This window comes from Paenibacillus zeirhizosphaerae, from assembly GCF_030705605.1.
Classification (GTDB): Bacteria; Bacillota; Bacilli; order Paenibacillales; family Paenibacillaceae; genus Paenibacillus; species Paenibacillus zeirhizosphaerae.
The window spans coordinates 129,805-148,186 of sequence record NZ_JAPCKK010000031.1; the positions used below are offsets into that span (position 1 = coordinate 129,805).

21 protein-coding genes are annotated in these 18,382 nt (G+C 50.0%); 3 read left to right on the forward strand and 18 right to left on the reverse strand.

The features are described from left to right. Positions 1-28: 28 nt before the first annotated feature. The 18 genes from OIN60_RS19800 to OIN60_RS19885 all read right to left on the reverse strand — a co-directional run bounded on the left by OIN60_RS19800 (position 29) and on the right by OIN60_RS19885 (position 15,046). Entirely contained in the window at positions 29-157 is a 129-nt protein-coding gene (locus OIN60_RS19800) for a CD1375 family protein (protein ID WP_305756597.1), read from the reverse strand. Between the two features lie 50 nt (positions 158-207). After that, positions 208-738 (reverse strand): hypothetical protein, encoded by a 531-nt coding sequence (locus tag OIN60_RS19805; RefSeq protein WP_305756598.1) that lies wholly within the window; start codon positions 736-738, stop codon positions 208-210. An 18-nt stretch (positions 739-756) separates the two neighbouring features. Then, positions 757-3,378 carry a hypothetical protein gene (locus tag OIN60_RS19810; RefSeq protein ID WP_305756599.1) on the reverse strand — a complete coding sequence of 874 codons (2,622 nt, stop codon included), beginning with the start codon at positions 3,376-3,378 and terminating at the stop codon, positions 757-759. 94 nt (positions 3,379-3,472) lie between these two features. Then, entirely contained in the window at positions 3,473-4,042 is a 570-nt protein-coding gene (locus OIN60_RS19815) for a YmfQ family protein (protein WP_370872571.1), read from the reverse strand. 7 nt (positions 4,043-4,049) lie between these two features. Then, positions 4,050-5,210: a baseplate J/gp47 family protein gene (locus OIN60_RS19820; protein WP_305756601.1), complete on the reverse strand. Its 1,161-nt coding sequence runs from the start codon at positions 5,208-5,210 to the stop codon at positions 4,050-4,052. Then, positions 5,210-5,668 (reverse strand): DUF2634 domain-containing protein, encoded by a 459-nt coding sequence (locus OIN60_RS19825; RefSeq protein ID WP_305756602.1) that lies wholly within the window; start codon positions 5,666-5,668, stop codon positions 5,210-5,212. The genes OIN60_RS19820 and OIN60_RS19825 overlap by 1 nt, the downstream gene beginning before the upstream one ends. Then, positions 5,661-6,068: a hypothetical protein gene (locus OIN60_RS19830; RefSeq protein ID WP_305756603.1), complete on the reverse strand. Its 408-nt coding sequence runs from the start codon at positions 6,066-6,068 to the stop codon at positions 5,661-5,663. The genes OIN60_RS19825 and OIN60_RS19830 overlap by 8 nt, the downstream gene beginning before the upstream one ends. After that, on the reverse strand, positions 6,061-7,038 hold the full coding sequence (locus OIN60_RS19835; RefSeq protein WP_305756604.1) for an XkdQ/YqbQ family protein: 978 nt from the start codon (positions 7,036-7,038) through the stop codon (positions 6,061-6,063). The genes OIN60_RS19830 and OIN60_RS19835 overlap by 8 nt, the downstream gene beginning before the upstream one ends. Next, complete coding sequence (locus tag OIN60_RS19840; protein WP_305756605.1) at positions 7,035-7,682, reverse strand: LysM peptidoglycan-binding domain-containing protein; 648 nt, start codon at positions 7,680-7,682, stop codon at positions 7,035-7,037. Before OIN60_RS19840 ends, OIN60_RS19835 begins: the two co-directional genes overlap by 4 nt. A gap of 39 nt (positions 7,683-7,721) precedes the next feature. After that, positions 7,722-9,680: a glycine zipper domain-containing protein gene (locus tag OIN60_RS19845; protein WP_305756606.1), complete on the reverse strand. Its 1,959-nt coding sequence runs from the start codon at positions 9,678-9,680 to the stop codon at positions 7,722-7,724. A gap of 27 nt (positions 9,681-9,707) precedes the next feature. Then, positions 9,708-9,836 (reverse strand): hypothetical protein, encoded by a 129-nt coding sequence (locus tag OIN60_RS19850; protein ID WP_305756607.1) that lies wholly within the window; start codon positions 9,834-9,836, stop codon positions 9,708-9,710. Between the two features lie 23 nt (positions 9,837-9,859). After that, a complete protein-coding gene (locus tag OIN60_RS19855) occupies positions 9,860-10,294 on the reverse strand; it encodes a phage tail assembly chaperone (RefSeq protein ID WP_305756608.1) in 435 nt (144 codons plus the stop codon). 57 nt (positions 10,295-10,351) lie between these two features. Next, entirely contained in the window at positions 10,352-10,759 is a 408-nt protein-coding gene (locus OIN60_RS19860) for a phage tail tube protein (RefSeq protein WP_305756609.1), read from the reverse strand. 70 nt (positions 10,760-10,829) lie between these two features. Further along, positions 10,830-12,290: a phage tail sheath family protein gene (locus OIN60_RS19865; protein WP_305756610.1), complete on the reverse strand. Its 1,461-nt coding sequence runs from the start codon at positions 12,288-12,290 to the stop codon at positions 10,830-10,832. 1 nt (position 12,291) lies between these two features. Next, positions 12,292-12,501 (reverse strand): YqzN/YkzM domain-containing protein, encoded by a 210-nt coding sequence (locus OIN60_RS19870; RefSeq protein WP_305756611.1) that lies wholly within the window; start codon positions 12,499-12,501, stop codon positions 12,292-12,294. A gap of 9 nt (positions 12,502-12,510) precedes the next feature. After that, positions 12,511-13,344 (reverse strand): hypothetical protein, encoded by an 834-nt coding sequence (locus tag OIN60_RS19875; RefSeq protein ID WP_305756612.1) that lies wholly within the window; start codon positions 13,342-13,344, stop codon positions 12,511-12,513. A 420-nt stretch (positions 13,345-13,764) separates the two neighbouring features. Beyond that, positions 13,765-14,295 (reverse strand): DUF5412 family protein, encoded by a 531-nt coding sequence (locus tag OIN60_RS19880; RefSeq protein ID WP_305756613.1) that lies wholly within the window; start codon positions 14,293-14,295, stop codon positions 13,765-13,767. A 277-nt stretch (positions 14,296-14,572) separates the two neighbouring features. Continuing rightward, complete coding sequence (locus OIN60_RS19885) at positions 14,573-15,046, reverse strand: ArpU family phage packaging/lysis transcriptional regulator (protein ID WP_305756614.1); 474 nt, start codon at positions 15,044-15,046, stop codon at positions 14,573-14,575. Between the two features lie 357 nt (positions 15,047-15,403). On the opposite strand from OIN60_RS19885, the gene OIN60_RS19890 reads away from it, so the two are divergent. From OIN60_RS19890 to OIN60_RS19900, 3 genes are all read left to right on the forward strand, one after another. Beyond that, complete coding sequence (locus OIN60_RS19890) at positions 15,404-15,844, forward strand: transcriptional regulator (RefSeq protein WP_305756615.1); 441 nt, start codon at positions 15,404-15,406, stop codon at positions 15,842-15,844. 40 nt (positions 15,845-15,884) lie between these two features. Continuing rightward, positions 15,885-16,343: an ImmA/IrrE family metallo-endopeptidase gene (locus OIN60_RS19895; protein ID WP_305756616.1), complete on the forward strand. Its 459-nt coding sequence runs from the start codon at positions 15,885-15,887 to the stop codon at positions 16,341-16,343. Between the two features lie 171 nt (positions 16,344-16,514). Continuing rightward, positions 16,515-18,377, forward strand: coding sequence for a 5'-nucleotidase C-terminal domain-containing protein (locus OIN60_RS19900; RefSeq protein ID WP_305756617.1), 1,863 nt, complete (start codon positions 16,515-16,517; stop codon positions 18,375-18,377). Positions 18,378-18,382 lie beyond the last annotated feature (5 nt).

Genomic DNA, 18,382 nt, shown 5'->3' on the forward strand with positions numbered 1-18,382 from the left:
ATAAAAATAGCGCCTCTCGGCGCACAAACTATTCGACCAAGTATTCAAGTCCGCTGTCAACCAAAATCCCCTTCACTCCAGCCTGCAGTGTTGCAGGCACATCTGCATACTTTGTCTTACCCAAGATAACACGTTGAGCAAAAAACATCGCCATCATAGTCTCACCTCCCCTACCACGGAATAAAAGCCACAAGAGCAGCCGGGTAATCACTGATACACCTGCAGAGCCATTTCAGCAACGACGTCCTCAATAAAATCGGCTCTCTCGGACAGGGCGGCATTCTGCGCTTTGAGCAAAGCGTTCTCCTGTTCAAGCCGGGCCATCTTTTCTTCTGGTGTTTCCGTCGCCGGCGGCTTGGTCAACTCGTCGATTTCTTCCTGTGTCAACCCCTCAACCCAAAGGATCGGTTGCTCTGGCGAAACATATATGGGAGCCTCGCCGCGCTCTTCCTCGGGCAGTGCGGTCCACTCGTCATATGTGCCCTGATATTCGTCCAGGGCGGCGCTGACAACCTTCTGATACGCTTCCCATGCCATGAGGTCAAACCGGGGCTTGAACAGTCCGACTAGGACCGGAACGCCGATGATGTACCCCGCAGGCTGCGGCTCCCCTTCCGGCTGCTCGTCTGCCGTCACGGGTTGATCGGCATAAAAAGGGACGACTCCAGTAAAGGAATCGTCCGTGATTACGTCCTCAATAAAGAGGCCGTCAGTATCAACTTTCGGGACTGCTTTCATGATTTATGAGTCCTCCTTTTATTGTTCTGCCACAAAGGAAATCCCGTCCAACCACAAAGTTGAATATACCACATTCTGTATAATTACTTTGCCGTCCGGATTTATGATTATTGTTGAGTTGCTTGAATCTCCGCTCCCATTATATGATCTAGCCCTAATTTCCATGGATTGAGATGGCCGGAAACCTGCTGGCAATTGGAATATCAGTGTTCCCGCATTTGTAGTACCGTTTTGTATAACACCCCTTAAAACTACTAGCCCGTTTTCTAACTTTGTGAACATCGCAGTTCCGCCAATCCAACCATAAAGCAGTGTAGGTCTAATCCATACTACAGGGCTATCCTTTTCAGCCTTCTTATTCTCGACGGCCGCAAGTCGTATCTCCTGGTGCGTGACGCTATCCACCAAGTCCTCCAGCAATGACTTTTCATTTCCGGCATAGGTTCCGGTGATGGTCTGTACCGGTGACGTTGCAAGCATTAAATACGTGGCGCTGTAAGCTGCGGATGGGTCGTATTGATAAGCTGGTTTTGCTGCCTGTGAAAGTCCATATGATGTCTGATCCCCTGTTGAATGACCTATAACAGACCACAAATCTTTCTTTCCGTTTTTGTATACTTGCAAAATTTTCAGAGGTTTATTGTTTAATCTAGACGATGCACCTGTAGCTCCATTTATCCAGTATTGTCCTCCGCTCCACTGCGGCTTCGCAGCTTCTCGCAAGACAATCCCCGTGCCCACTTCCACCTGATTACTGCCCTCGTTGAACGTGAGCTGACCCTCAGAAACAATTGGCTCAACGGTAGGCGTTGCGAGTTGGTATACAAGTTCATAATAATCAATTTCAAAATTGTCCAATTTTCTGGCGGCTGGAGTCGTAGGTAAAGTTGAAACAGCATTTGTTGAAGTGGGTTGATTTTTTACTATAACAATATCTGACCAACCTTTTGTGCCTGTACCATTATAGACGCTGTTTCCGATTTGTTCACCTAAAACGACCATCTTCCATCCCAAGAAATACGCCTTGATCTCGTCGGGTGTCGGTGTGTAGTTGTCTCCCCATCCGCTGTCAGCATTGGATATAGTTAAGTTGAAAGCGTTATAAGTGCCCCCGTTGTAAGTCCCGGTAACAGTCTGCTGATCCCCCGATGATGGTAACACTCCAGAAGAAATTCTGCTTAATAATTTCCCATCATATTTAACGAGCCATCCAGAATCATTAACGGGGTTGTTTAATACTTCATAATTACCGTTTGAACTTGGTTGTACTAACTTATAACCCGTATACGATGACACTGACCATATCCAATTTTGGGACCCGTCTAACACAAGCCGCTGCCACTTCTTAGCCTTGAAATACTGCCCGCTCTGTTCAAATACCGAATCAGCATTCGCTCCTGTCACCGGATCGGCGTACAGATCCGTTTGCAGCGCAAGTAAAGCGTCCTCACGCGGTACGAACGGTAGGGCTTCGCTGCCAATGTTTAGCATTGGATCAGTTACGCTAATAAACCCGACACTCTCACCATTACCGAAAAAAACACCTAAAGACACGGTATTCTCATTTAATGTAATGATTGCGGGCAGCGTCTTTAATACGTTCTGTTTAAGCATTGTATTTTCGCGGTCGTACTCGTTAATATACCCCCACGTCAACGAACTTTTATCCCCGACGCTTAACGTAATGGTACAGCCCGGCTTTATATTTATTCCGTCAGCCCCTACATATTGATTGGTCGCTGTTGTCGTCATCTGTGCATTATAAGGGCTGTTCACGGTTAATGATGCCCCGTTTAAGGGTGCATCTCTTCGCTCATAAAACGTCGGAAAAAGGTTCTCCCCGTACCGGATCGCATACGGATTACGGACAGGTGTCACACTATCTACATAAGGATACTTTGCGGCTACTTGGTCGGAAGTCATGCTGTCCAGTGCTGCGTATTCGGCAGAACTGATTTCGTAGACGCGAACAGCATCAAAGTAACCGTACTGACCAACAGCCCCGTTTACTGCCAGGTCTATATTCCCTGCACTCACGTTTGGTTGAATCTTTTTCCAAACAGTTGTAAATTTATCGGTTGCAGTTATTACGTCGGTATAACCCGGATTAAAACCACCACCCCACCCAACATAAAGCCCTGTAGATGCGTTCCCGTTCTTTCCATCAGCGATAAGCACGTAATACCCGCCCACTTTCAGGCCAGACATGGGTATGTACGCTATACCCGAATCGCTCGCGGGCGAAATGGACGTTGTTACCTTCAAGCTATAGGACCCAATTGTTTTGTTGGACGCATCAAGCGCTGTGGTTGCGTTGCTGCGTCCGATGCCTGTTAATGACTCCATCCCGCCCAATCGTCCCAAAAGGTTAACTAGCGTTCGGCCTTTAAGGCCGGTCAAGTTGAACGGAGCCGCCTTGACGGCATCAACAATCTGAACTCCCCCATTGAGGACAACTTCTTCCTCAGCCTTTGTGTTCAAACGATCTTCGAGACTTTCAATGCTCGCCTTAGCGTCGCCAGCAAACTGATCAATCTTCTCCCAGTTGTCGTTCATCATCGTTTTCACATTAAAATATTCGTGGCCATCCAAGGTCGGGTCTTTCATTAACAAATCCAACTTCGGCGTATTCTCGCTCAAAATTCTCACCTCTTCATTCATTTCAGGCTATCAAGACTTCAAAACAAACAGTCGTTGTCCAATCAATATGTCCGCGACTGCACATGTCTCCATATTAAGCACGCTGCCCGTCCAGACGGACACCTCCCGCAAATTTTTGTAATAAGGTCTGCTCCATCTCGGCCAGGGTCATCACTTCATGAATATCGCGGATCAGCAGGTAGCTGAATTCGTATTCAACCGCCAAGTGGGCAGGCTTGATCTCTTCAATAACGGCCTTCAGATCCTCAAGATTCGGCGGAATGCCAATCGTATCGACAAACTTGACCGTAAAACTCCACTCCTGCGGTTGAAAAGTAACATCCACCGTTCCGCCGTCATACGCCTCAGCCACATTTTTCACAAGACGGCCGGTAAAAGAACCGGCCCCCCGCAGCTTCGACTCCACTACAGCACGGCGCTGCTCTATCGGCTTGGTCAAATCCGTTACAATCCCCAGTTCACGTTCCCAGCGCTTCAAGCCCCAGGTCGCCGTGCTGACAAAAAACTGATCCACCGTTTCGTTCAGCGCCGCATACAGCAGTTCCATTTCCCCACCCTGGGTATCCATCATCGAACCCATAATTCTTGAGGTGTTATAATACGACGGCAAATAGGAAAAAAGCTCGCTTCCCCTGCTGCTCATCTCCAAATTACTCACTGACGCTCACCGTCCCCAGTACCGCTACCTGGCCGGTCTTAATCTCAATATTTTGATTACTCATCCCGTTAACGAGCAGATCCGAGTAATCAATAATGATTGGAATATCCAGCAAAATGGAAGCTATGCGCGTATAACGCACCAGCGGGTCGTCTGCATTAAAAGCCAACGTTTTTAGATACTCCCTCACGCCGTCTTCAATCTTCCTCTGCACCTCAGGCAGTGTGGATGGCTGCTCTGCGGTCCGCTGAACCTTAACCGATACGTTAATCGGGATCTCGGTCGCTGCCATCACCGTGACGATCGGCCCGGCAGGGGCCTTGCCCTCCCCTTGACCATCCTGAGTGGGATCAATGCTTTGCTGCACCGCCTTAACGATATCTTCACTTGCGGCCTGCTTATCGGTATCCAATAAATAAACAGCCACCGTTCCAGGTCCCTGCCATAGAGGCTGGACTTTAACACCGCCAACGCCGGCAATTTCGTTTGCCCATTCAATATAATGAGCCTTATTGCCACTCGTTCCCTGGTTGCGTACTTTGGCATAGAACCGCTCCAGCAGCAACTGATCGCTCTCCACGTCGGTACCGCTTCTGGTCGCCAAAGGATTGGTAACCGAGATGACACCACGGACTCCTGACGAAACAATCTGGATCACATGTGGAGGGACATTGCCACTGCTGCCCGGGTTTACCGCCCGGATAGCCGCTTCCCCAACCCCCTGCTCATCCAAAGTGACGGCCGTCGTTGTCAAAAACTCGATGGATTGCTCGCCGGACACATCATCCGCCGGGGTGGCTACAACCGTTCCGGCGGGCACAACCGTGCCAGGGGTTCCTTTAAAAAGAACACTCCCGGACGCCGCCACCGCTTCACGCCGGGTAATGCCGTGCTCGGCTGCACGCAAATCCAGCTCAGGTGAACGATAATCCTCTGTTTCGCTGGCAGCCGTGCTGGCAAATCCGCGGCGCAGCAGCTCCTGCGCCCAGATTGCTGCCTCGGACAGCATAAAAGCAACCGGAGCCTGCGCGTCCCAAATAAAAGAGCCTTCAGAGGCATCAATATCCGAAGGCACCTTGTCCAGCATACGCTGCATAATTCCATCTTCCGTCTGTTCCTGCAAATATTCCGGCAGTTCCGGTAAATCCGCCATTAGATCACCACGCTTTCTATTATCTCGGTTTCATCTCTTACGTTACGAATACGGCAGGTAAAGGTGCATGCCTCACCCTCCCAGGAAAAAGTGAACTGGTCTACAGCCTCTGTGCGGGCATCTGCCAGCAGCGTTTCGGTCACGATCCGCTGGATTTCGCTTTCCTGCACCGCATGCCCAAAGCTGCTGCCGATTAACTCCTCAAGCTCGCTGCCATAGTCGCGTGAGTAGATCACATGCCGGTATCTGGGAGTACGGATCGCTTTCTCGCACCACTGTACCCAGGCTTCTTTTTCATCCGCCACCGCGATTTTGCGAGTAGGGGTCGTAATAAATTCACCGGCATCAAAATCAAAACGCCAGCTCCTGCCGAATACCGGCGTTACTCCCTCCAGCAGCTCGGTTTCGGTCACATCGGTCCAGGTCATTTCGCCCGTTTCCGGAAATAAACTAGGCACCTGCGCTCACCACCCTGCATACGACGACAACATCGTTGCCGCCGTTCACTCTTACCGCCAGAACGCGGTCTCCAGGCTTTAACCCCTGATTCAGCTCAAGCCGCACATCCTCGATGTCCGTCTTTTCCATATAAAAGGATGTGTTGATCTGCTTGTCATCCCAATAAGGCTCTTCCAGCTTGGCCGTCGTGCCGGTTCCCATGTAGCGCGGCAGAGCCAGCATGCCCGGCAGCTCGGCAATCATGTAGTCCTGCAGCTCATGCTTGAAGTCATCCAGCTTCAATCCGGTCGCCGTAATGGTGCCCAGCACGGCGCCAACGCCGCTGACTGCCTGTTTCGTTTGCTTCGAGAATGTGGAATGGAGCGCGGAGGCGAGATTCGTATACGGATCTTTATTCAAGGTAAAACCTCCTTTTCACATCGTCATAGGTGCCAAGCTCAAGCGACATGCTGCCCGGATTGCCCAGTTCCCTGCTGACGGAGATGACGATCAGCTTCATTGAGCCGAACATCACCGCATCTCCCGCCCGGATTGTGTTAATATCCGGAGCGGTAACGGAAATGGTCTGCCGGATGCCGGACAGCCTGCTCTTCGCCAGCTTCTGTGCGGCAGCACCGGGCTTGACCTCATCATCCTGGATAATGGCCTGCAGCGTACCGTACAGTTCCGTATCCTTTTCGGCAACGGCAAGGATCTTGGAAGGCACTTCCTTACCTGTTTCACTGGCGGTCGTTGCCAGCACCTTCACCTTGGTCGCTGCGCCTTCCAACGTTCTAGACTGCGTTGTCTCCATGATCCTTTCAAGAATGTAAACATCTGCGTTTGATCCAACCTCATAAAGCTCCAGTCCTGTTGGAATCATGCGCGGATGATACAGCTTTCCTCCCATTTTCGCGGTTTCCCGCAAATCGGCAAACATCATGGAATACAGCGACTGCGTGCGGTACACCGCCCTGCCAAGCTTCTCCACCGTATCCGGAAGGGCTGTGATTTTCAATTCCCAGTCCGCAGCATATTTTTTGAAACGCTGTGTCGCTGTCTGCTTGGCCGGAAAAATGTATTCGTCCTCTGATTTATCCAGATAAACGGTGCGGTCATACAGCGTTAAAGTAATTCTTTTATTTCCGCTATTGGAGCTTTCCACTTCCCAGATGACCGCCGGATGAAGCAGTGGAACATAACTCTGCTTGCCGTAAGGAATGCCGCTGACACGGATGGACATCCCCGGATTTAATGCAGGCATGTCTGGCACAGCCGTCAGGTTGACCGTTCCCTGATAGGCAATCTGTTCCAGAGAATCCCGCAAATTAATAGACTCCACCAGAGGAGACAAATCATATTTATCCTGCAAAATCACTTTATAGCTCATGGCAGCACCAGCTTCTGTCCCGGCTTGATCGCATTCGGGTTGGTGCCGATTATTTTTTTGTTTAATGTGTAGATGCTCTGCCATTTGGAGCTGTCTCCCAGCTCCAGCTTGGCGATCTTGGAAAGAGAATCTCCAGATTTCACCGTGTAGGATTTCTTCTGCTCTTTCAGGTCGGAACGCTGCTTCTTGTTGACAGCAGTCTGTTTTCCGCTGACACCCGCCTTTTGCGCAATCTTCATATCACGCCAGGTTCGCAGCGAAATATCGAACGAGACATCCCCCTGTTCATTGCCACGAAAAGTTGAATTATGCGACGCCACGAACACCGGCACATTAATTGCCGTCTCTGTCATGATGAAGCGCAGCGGCTTCTGTGACATCAGAAAAGCGTTCAAGGTATTCATGGCCGCCATCGGATCGGGTAGCTCATTCTCTTCACAATTGCAATAGGACGGGTCGTACTCTTGTGGAAAAAAAGAAGAGAAGGTGATCTCCTTCACCTTCTCCCCCTGTGGAAAATCAAATTCGCCATAATTCAAAATATTCACCGTATCATATCCCTTTTGCCGTGAAATGCTCACTTCCTCGGGATTTACGGGAAACTTGAACGAGACTCCCTGTCCATCCTTTAAAATAAAATCCATCGCCTGCCTCCTTTCCCCTTCTGTCAGGCCGCCTTATTTTTAGACCACTGCAGGTTTTCTGTTCTGACCGGCTTTCCGCAGCTCCGCATCCAGTCTTGCGGCAACCTGGGCTACAATGGCACCAATGTCCAGCGTGTTCTCATGAACCGTCATCTGCACGGCTCCCACCGGGAAGTTCACGCTAATCTGATTGGTTGTCTCAGTTTTGAAGTCTTTCAGATACGTTCCCAAGGTCGTCATTTGCTCAGGGCTGATCTGAACGACCTGAGGTGCTTGGGCACCTTTGCCTTTAACAGCCGGATTTACCCCCGCACCCGCTAAGTTCGCTCCTGCGGCGGCTGAAAGCATTGGATTAACACCCGCTGCAGGATTCAACAGATTAGGCGGCCAGGCATAAGGCGATACAGGCATAGCGGCTCTATTCATTGGAGGAACAGCAGGATACACTGCTGGGGCGACCGCCGGAGCTACAGCCGGTTTTGGAGGCACTGCTGGCTGTGCCGGTGTTTCTTTCTTGGCCGGTTCATCTTTTTTACCCCATGAAAAGAATTTGGAGACTCCTTTACCGATGTCGGAGGTTTTATCTGAAAGCCAGCCGGTGATCTCGGACACCTTTTCCTTGATTACAGGGCCGTAGTTAGATACTAAACCTTCCACTTTCTCACCGATAAAATTCTTGACTGCACCTCCAGCTTTCCCTATTCCTTGACCTATATTAGATGCCTTTTCGGAAACCCAACCAGCCGCAGTGGATACCTTTTCCTTAATCGCAGGGCTATAGTCAGTTATTAAACCACCAACTTTCCCCCCAACAAAATCCTTGACTGCACTTCCTGCTTTCCAAATTCCTTGACCTATATTGGACGCCTTTTCCTTAACCGCAGGGCCATAGTCAGTTATTAAACCTCTCACTTTCCCTCCAACAAAATCCTTGACTGCACTTCCAGCGTTCCATATTCCTTGACCAATATTAGATGCCTTTTCGGAAATCCAGCCAGCCGCGCTGGACACCTTTTCCTTGATCACAGGGCCATAGTCAGCTATTAGGCCTCCTGCTTTGCCTCCTATAAAATCACCGACCATGCTACCTACAAAACCTCCAACAGCTGTCCCAACCCCTGGCAAAATTATCGTCCCGATGGCGCCTCCAATAGCACCTCCTGCTACTCCACCTGCCGTAGAGCCAATAGCTTGTGTCCTTTCTTTTCCTGATTCAGCCGTTACGATACTAGCGGCGTCGAGTATTGTTCCGGCAGGGCCACCAATTAGCTTTTCGCTGTTACCCAATAGACCCTTAAATAGACCGGAAGCCGCATCTCCCCATTTTCCAAGTGTACCCACAATATTAGCACCGGCATCACCGATATTTGATGCAATTGTTCCTACACCAGTAACTCCGCCTACTATTTTTTGAAATTTAGTGCGTGGTGGTCCACCAGCAGGACCATCCACAAACTTTTCTCTGAAATTTTTAATGTTATCTGCTGCTGAGGCACCACTTTGTAGGCCTGTCCCCAAGTTCTTCACATCAGTAAACAATGAAGTTGCTTTCTCATACCATTTTTTGGGATTACTGGCTGTGCTTCCTGGGCTGGCTGTACTTCCTGTACTTCCTGTGCTTGCTGTGCCGGAAGGTGGCTGTTTCATTACTTCCGTTAGAGCGGTAAGTGCGGTAGTGTTTGCATCCAATTCTAAGGCCAGTAGCCCCAATCCTTTTACAGACATCTCCCCGCTTTGCGTAACCTTCATACTAAAGGTTCCCGATGCATTGAGAATCTGCGAGCGAACCCGATTCAGCTTATTCAAAAGCTGGTCCAGCCCTTTTGAGGCATTATCCTTCAGCACCACTTCAGGCATCATACGGGTTCTACCGATTTTCAGCACACGGCCCTGAATGCGCTCAAAATACCGCTCCATCGCCCTCAGCTCACGATTGGCCCTGATCACGTTTTTCGGTTCAATGACCAGATTGATGCGGTAATTTAAATTTTTTGCCATCTATTTCTTTCACCTCCTCACAAAATGCTACACCTGGCCTGCCAGACGGCTCATTTCCTCTTCCGCAAAAGCCTGCAGCAACAGCCGCTCGCCGCGCGGAAGCCTCCAAAACTCTCCGGGACGGAGGTGATGCCGTACCCACAAGTGATACAGCATCGTCGTTATTCCCCCGGAGCCGATCAGTTTTTTAGGTCACTGATCTCAACGCCAAAGCCGGACAGCTCCAGCACCTTATCCCCTACGGCATCCAGCTCTCCCGCCAGCAACATACGGCGTACCGCCTGCTCACCACCAGACAGCTTCAATCGGCTTGTGATGCGCGGATCGCCCCAGCCGTTCAGCGTCAATCCCTTCACTTCCAACGAAGCGGTTGCCTCGGAAATCAGCAGGGCGTTGAACGTTTCGGTGTCCACCTTTTCGTCCACTTGCCCCTTCACGGTGCGGCGGATCGTGCAGCGCTCACGGATGCTGTCCACCTTGCTGGAGGTCAGGCCGCGCAGCACCATCTGCATATCCAGACGGCGAATTTGCACTGTCTCTTCCGGCAGCTTCTCCGCCGCTTCAAACAGGCTGTCCAAAATTTGTTCTTCCGTCATATGTTCATTCAAGCTCATATTCAGTCTCCTTTTAATGAAGAATTAAGTAGCGCAATTTCCAAAAAATCTGTTCTATTAGTCCGCAACAATCGGATCCAGCAGCTCATAACCCTCGAACGTAAACGTGGTTTCCTCTTGCACTTCCTCGCCAGCCGTCCAGTTCGCCAATTGAATCTTATCTGGCATGCAGCGGATCAAACGAACACGTTCATGTCCGAAAGATTCGGGATCGTCCAGCTTGGAGATAATGTCGAATTTGGAGAAGCCGCGCTGAATCATGTCCGAAGTAACCTTGTAACCACTCATGGTGCCAGTGCCTTTTTTAATGCCGTTTTTATGCACCTTCCAGTCGTTGCCCACCAGGTTCAGCTCACGTTTTTCCATCTCCACACTGGCTTCCAGCTTGTTGATATGGGTCTGCCATACCCCGTCAATATACGCCTGACCATACGTTCCCAAAATAACTCTTGAAGCATCCAACATATTGTTTCCTCCTCGAAATAATCAAAATTTAGGTTTGAATGAGGGAGCCTTCCAGCTCCCCTGGATTTAATTACTGAACATAAAATGTGCCAAAGAGCTGTTCCATCACGTCGGTCAGCTTCACATTCCACTGCAGGAACACCTGATCCGGCTCCGGTGTAACGACCGGGGAATCTCCATAATAAGCAGGGTCCAGGATGACATCGTAGCCGGAAGGCTCGATAACATTGCTCAGCGATAGCTGGGCCAGATATTCCTTGATCGCGCCGATCAGGGCAAGTCGGCCTTCCTCTGTGTTGTTCACTTTGCCGATATAAGTTTCTTCAGCCGCACGCTGCAGATCCGCATTGATGGCATCCATGACACGGATGGAGCGGATTTTCTTCCAGGCGTTGTTTTGACCTGCAGCCGGAACGACAAGGCTGTTGATGCCACGCAGCGCCTTCACCTGGCGTCCGTCATGGAAAAGAATGAACACACCGTTTTTAATGGCACTTTCCTGCTCCGGACGGGTCCAGCGGCGGGTCACATCCTCGAACGGAGTCACCGCATAGGTTGTCGATTGATTCAACCGTTGCCCGGCGATCAGCCCGGCCACATACGCAGCAGTCTGGGCGGAGCTGTAATCCGTGCCAGACAGGCGCACACCAGTGCCGACGTTAATGATGCCTTCATGATTCAGAGCAAGGGATCTTGCCGCAGCCAGCTCAGCCGCATTCGGTGCCGTATCGTCCGTCTGCGAACCGCCAAAGACAGCCACCACTCCTTTGCCTTGGTCACGAATGCGTTTGATCCAGGCGGCAAAGCTTTGCAGTAGAGCCATATCCGCCGCATAATCCAGCGCCAGTACATTGAAGTCCTGGCCTTCCAGCGCTTCCTGCATGGCAATATAATCAGCATTGGTCAGCTTGCTGCTGCCGCTGATACCACCTGCAAGCAGCACACTTGTCACATCAGCCGGAACGGCTGCCTCATCCATAGCCTTCGCCGTCACCCATACATTTTCGCCGTCTTCGTTGACTGCCGCCGCTACAGCAGCAGCCGTATGATCCGCGGCCGTAAAGGTTTTCAGCAGCTTGGTTCCCTCATAAAGACGGATTTCCTTCGCCGCGCTATTTTCGAGGGATGGCTGCACGGTTACGGCAAACTTATTACCGCGAGAGCCCGGATATTTGGCCGTCAGCTTTAATACTTCGGCATCCTCCGCATTTTTCAGGCTTACCGACGCCGCAGCAGCCGTATCATCCGCCAAACGGTAGGCCAGCAGCTTCTTCGGTCCGCCGAGCAGCGCCAAATACAGGATCGGATAAGCGGTTGCCCCGTCCTCCGTGCCGTTAGAGAATACCTGGCCGATAGCCGTCTCACTGCCAATTTCCACAAATTCGCGCACAGGTCCCCAATTTGCCTTGACGGGAACGACCACCGTACCACGCGAGCCGCCCTGAATCGCCGATGCGGCCGCCGCCTGAAAATTCATATACAAACCCGGTAATACCGGTTTATTCGTGTTTTCCCATGTTCCGCCTGCCATATTACTCCACCTTCGCTTTCATGAATTCATTAATTTTTGCTTTCGCTTCTTCCACCGAGCAGACCGTTTGTCCGCTTCCGTAGAACGCGCCTGCCAATACTTCTTCCTTTACAGAGAACAGTTGCTCTGCTTTCGCCTTCAGCTCATCCAGTGTGTAACGCGGAGCGTTGTCTTCACGGACGGCTTTTGCCGTAGTTTCTTTTGCTGCCATATGGATACCTCATTTCAAAATAGGTTGCATCTCCACTCTGCGGATCAGTGCAGCCTCCTGGACTGGCCTGATCTGCCGCTGCGCCAGCGTAAGACGAAGCTGCCCTTCAAGGATCGCATCCGCCTCCAAATCAGCCCTGATCTCTACGGCCGACAGATAACGCTTGTGCGCGGCATTCAGCGGAATCTGAATTTGTGCGCTGAGCCGTTCGGCCAACAGGATGGCGCTGCCTTGCTCGCTTGCCGGATCAGGTGCGATGACGTGGCCTGAAAAGCTTTTCCTCACTTCATACATGGAAGCTCCGGGCAGCCGAGTTTCATAACCAGTCATTCTCCACAGTATCGAATAACTGCCAAGATCTGCCGGCCATTGGTTACGGTAGACCATCCAGTTTTCATTCAACTGATTCTTCGTCCAGTTGGCGAGTGACCCGAGCCATTCATCCTCTGCTTCCTGCAGTGCGTCGTCTTGAGATTCAGGTACATACACACCGAATCGGAGCGCCCGCACAGTTGTGCCTGAGTTACTGTCCGCGCTCTCTGCTTCACGGCTGCCCAAATAGTGGAACATTACCGTGGAGGCTCCGTCAGCCGTGCTTACCGGAACCGGGATGCGGTGCAACCCGTCAATCAGTCTGCGTGCCTGCTCGTCCCGCAAAGGGGCATCGTCCGCGCTGCCATGTAATCGGACCCGAACAACCTGTCTGTATCCGGCCCAGCCTGATTTCCAAATTTCTTCGCCCAGTACAAGCACAACAAACGGGGCCTGCTGTCCTTCCGGCGGCTGAATATTGAATATCCTGCCCTGCAGCTCTGGAACAAGCTCTGCAATTTTCTGCTTCATCGCTTCTCTCATCCGTTATGTCCGCTATGCAGCATGTCAGCCTTGGACCGATTCATTACACAGCCCTCCTTTCTTTTATATTGCAATCTCAATCCCGGCTAAGACCGGGTACGGAAATGAAGCAAGCAGAGCGAACCGCAGTTGAAAAAATGGCTCATGGGCCGGATCACGATAACCGTGTGGGTGTTCGGTTGTTGTCCCTTGCCTTCATTCCCGATGTTATAATCTTACACCACCAGAACGTATGTGCTGATGCTTAAAAGCACGAATACCGACCGAAATAACGATAGAAATTGACGGAAAAAAGTAGAACATATATTCTTGTTTTCGGAAATCAAAAAAAGCCGACCTCTGCATGGAATGCCCCTGCGGAAATCGGCTTTTAATTCACACTACCAAGTTTCAACAATTAAGAACCTTCTATTGTATAATTAAAGGCTCACTCTTCATTAAATCCAATTTGTGATTATTAATCAAAATGGTGTGGCTATTCTCCCATTCAAAATCAACTTGATCCACCCTTTGCTCAAAATAAATTTTCTTCTTGAACCAGAGCGAACCCTCTAATTCACCTGAAATACCGAAGGTTCCCATAGCCCCTGCATCAGTTCTATAGAAATTTATTGTATACTTTTCATCTGGCGAGTGTGCTGTTGTCAGCAATTCTTTTGCTCCAGAAAACATAGCTGTAAATGACATCACAATGATTAAACTGAGGATCAATATTGAAGAAAGTATGGTTGATAACCAGCTCCTTAGCTTCGCAAACCAGCTTGACTTATCTTGAAAACCAAGTATAGCCAAAATCAAGACTATAAATGAAAAAATAAGAATTATGTAGTTCGGCGGAATGATTAACCATTGGTTATACGCATTTGAATATAACGAGTAAAGCAGCATTATATACAACAATAAGACTAAAAAAAATGCAAACCAGTTACATTTTCTCATGAATAAATCACCCTTTCTCATATGCTTATTATCATCATATGACAGTATAGACTCATATCTTTCAAACTACGACTGTACAGAAGAAAGGAGCGGCGCAACTACTGGTATCAGGAACTGTGTTTCCGTATGGTAATTCGTGACACGTCGTGTCCCCTAACAATCGACCAATAAATAAGAACACGTGTTCTGTATTTTGTGATATAATAATACCACCCGGATTCAGACGTGAAAAAACCGGACAAGCCTGTAGAGCAACCCGGTTTTGTCTTCTTTCTACTTATTGTTTTACTGCTGCCTTCTTGCCTAAACTGTCGAGCTGCAGCCACCCTAGGTCGGCCAGAGTCAGCGCCATTTTATAAAAGGCCCGGGAGCGGATTTTCATATAGGTATCCTTGCTGACCGGCGGATCAAATACATGATTGTAAATTTTATAGTCGAACACATCGTCCTGCTTCAGGTAACGTTCCTTGATCAGCAGTTGTTCACGTTCATTCAGGCGGCTCACGATCGTATCCACCATATCACAATAAGCGGCTCTTGCCGCAGGCGCATCCACATTATACACGGCTGTGCGCGCAGTCGGATCGGAGGTCAGATTCGTCGGACCGTGGGGCCTGTCTGTATAGGATGCCGTAACGGACACTTCACGGTCCATGAACGTGATCGTTTTGTAGATGCGGTATTTTTCAAACACTGCCTCCATGGCAGCTTGTGTTTTGCGGCGGTCCAATTCAGGCAAATAGGTATTCATCAGCCAGTCTCCTTTGTTATGCCTTTTGGCAATGATTTAAGTGCAGTGAAGGATCTCTGCTGTTTTTTCATATAAGCGATTCTTCATGCGTTGCATACAATTTTCATATTTTGTTCGTGTTTTTGTTCGTATATTAACCACAATATACCACTTCCTGGTGGATGAACCAAATCGCATATTAGCCCGTTTTGCCCAGAAAAAAACGTCCGAGCTTTCATTTTCTATACCTTTTGGCATGATTATGACCATTTTTCTTTACCTTTTGGCATCACGGATTTATAGTATTACATGGGCTGGTTAGCTTGTAAGCTCGCCAGCGCTGTGCTTTGGATCCTGTTTAAAGGAGTGTCCGTCATCGTGCAAAACCCTTCATTCGGTAAGTACCTGAAACAATTGAGAGAACAAAGAAAGGTAAGCATTAATCAACTGGCTGAAGCAGCAGGCATTAGCAATTCACAAATATCACGCATTGAGAACGGCTTGCGGGGCATTCCGAAGCCCGCTACGATCCGTAAGATTGCCGATTCGCTATCGGTGCCTTACGCCGAGATCATGAAGCAGGCGGGGTATCTGGAAAATGACGCAAGCGAGGAGGCAACAGCCGCTTCCCCTTCCTGGGCCACCTCCAGAGACCGCCGCGACTTCAAGAAAATGCTTGAAGAAGATGGGGAGCTGATGTTCGACGGCATACCACTTGATGAGGAAGACAAGAGGCGGATTAAGGATGTGCTCACAGGACTGTTCTGGGAAGCCAAGCAAATGAACAAACGCAAGCCCCCTGCCTCCAAGAAGAAATGAGGCCGAATGTCCATTTATCAACCGATAGCAGGTGAAGACAATGCATGAGATGATACAGAAGCTGGTTAAAAAATACCGAACCAACTGTCCATTTGATATCGCCCGCTCACTCGGCATACATATCCGCTACACAGATTTGGGTAAGACCACGAAGGGGCTTTACTTCCGTAAGCTCCGGCGTCGCTTTATTGTGCTTCATAATGGCCTTACACCCGAGTGGGAGCGTTATGTATGCGCCCATGAGCTTGGGCATGACCGGCTTCATAAAGGGATCAGCCGGTTTTTTCTGGAGGAGCACTCCTATTTTCAACCCGGAAAATGGGAACGGCAGGCCAACCAGTTTGCAGTGCTGCTGCTGAGTGAAGGCCAGCCTCTGCTCCCCGGAGAGCCGCTGGACGTCTATCTCCCGCGCATCGGCCTGCCCAGGGAAGCATCGAAGTTCTGGATATCACCTACGGAGCAGAAATTCGGCTATGCCGGGTTTACGGATATAGATTGAAGAAAGCCGGTTACGCCAAACTCTTTCAATAATTCCTAAGAGCAATTTGGTACTTTGTCAGTTCCATGGCATCTATTTTTACGCAAAACACAGGATTTCTTTACAATTCTCTGATAAAATAACAGCTATGATAGATTTGCATTTATATGTTGTAGGAGGATGATGAATTCAATGAATCAATGGAAAAAGCTTTCTTCCGCCGTGCTGAGCGCCAGCGTATTGTTCGGCAGCTTCGGGGCCGCTGTCTCCGCAGCTCCGGTGACCACTAGTGGGGCCGCTGCTCCTGAAGGCAGCAAGCACATTACTCTTTTACATACCAATGACGTGCATTCCCATGCCGTCGAGAACAAGGAAGAAATGGGTTACGCCAAGCTGGCCGGTATCATTGACAAGTATCGCGGGGAGAATCCGGATACGCTCCTTCTCGATGCTGGTGACTCCGTTCATGGCACTACCTTCGCTACACTTGTCAACGGTGAAAGTGTTGTGAAAGTCATGAACGAGATGGGCTACGACGCCATGGCACCAGGCAACCATGAATTTAACTACGGCTGGCAACAGCTCGTCAAGCTGTCCGGTGAAATGAAATTTCCGCTGATTAGCGCCAATGTGAAGCAAGCGGATGGCAACAGCTTGTTCAAACCTTATGTCATTAAAGAAGTAGACGGTGTAAAAATCGGCATCATTGGCCTTACAACACCGGAAACAGCATACAAAACCAACCCTAAAAATGTGGAAGGTATCGATTTTGCCAACCCTGCAGAAGAAACACAGGCGATTGTGAACGAGATCAAGGATCAGGTTGACGTAGTTGTTGCCGTGGGTCATGTTGGGCAGGATAAGTCCAGTGTGGATACCAGCCTGAAAGTTGCCCAGGAAGTGCCGGGCATCGACGTCTTCATCGACGGTCACAGCCATACTGTACTGCAGGATGGACTGGTTGGCGGCAACGGTACACTGATTGCAAGCACTGGAGAATATTCCAAGTTCCTCGGCGTGGTTGACCTCTATCTTGATGAAAATAACGACGTGGTCAGCAAAAAAGCAACGCTGGTGGACGCCAAGGAAGCCGCAGATATCCAGCCTGATGCTGAAGTAGACGCTCTGGTGAAGTCCATCCAGGCTGAACAAAAGCCGATTCTGGAGGAGAAGGTCGCCAACAGTGCGGTTAACCTGAACGGGGAACGTGAAAACGTGCGTGCTGGTGAGACCAACCTGGGTGATCTGGTTGCCGATGCAATCCGGGATGTGAGCGGTGCCGATGTGGCTTTGACGAATGGCGGCGGCATCCGTACCTCCATTCCTGCCGGTGACGTTACCAAAGGCCAGGTCATTTCCGTGCTTCCTTTTGGCAACCAAGTAGTCACCCTCGAAGTAACCGGTGCGGATATCAAAGCTGCGCTTGAGAACGGTGTAGCTGCCTACCCGGAACCAAGCGGCGGATTTCCGCAGGTGTCCGGCATGACGTTCCAGATTGATACGTCTGCGGCTGCAGGCAGCCGTGTCACTTCGTTGATGATCGGCGGCAAAGCATACGATCCGGCGGCAACCTATACACTGGCCACCAATGACTTTACAGCCGTAGGCGGCGACCAATACACCGTGTTTACAAAATACCCGCAAGCAGGCATGTTCGGTTCGCTGGATGAGGCGCTGATCAGCTATATGCAGGAGCTTGGCGCTGTCAATGTACAGACAGACGGACGCATCACTGAAGCTGCCGGAGGCAGCAATACGGGCGCTGAGCCTGTACCTGCTCCTGTTGAACCAACCCCTGTTCCGGAACCAGCACCTGCACCAGAACCAACTCCTGTACCCGAGGTACAAGAGCCTGCACCAGTGCCTGCGCCTAAGCCAAGCACACCACAAGCTCCAGAGGCAGCAGCCGGCAAAGTATATGTAATAAAAGCCGGTGATACGCTGTATTCTATCTCCAAGAAACACGGAACAACCTGGCAGGAGCTGCAAAAGCTGAATAAAATTAAAAACGCGCACTGGATTTATCCAGGTCAAAAAATTAAACTCCCTGCCTAATCTCG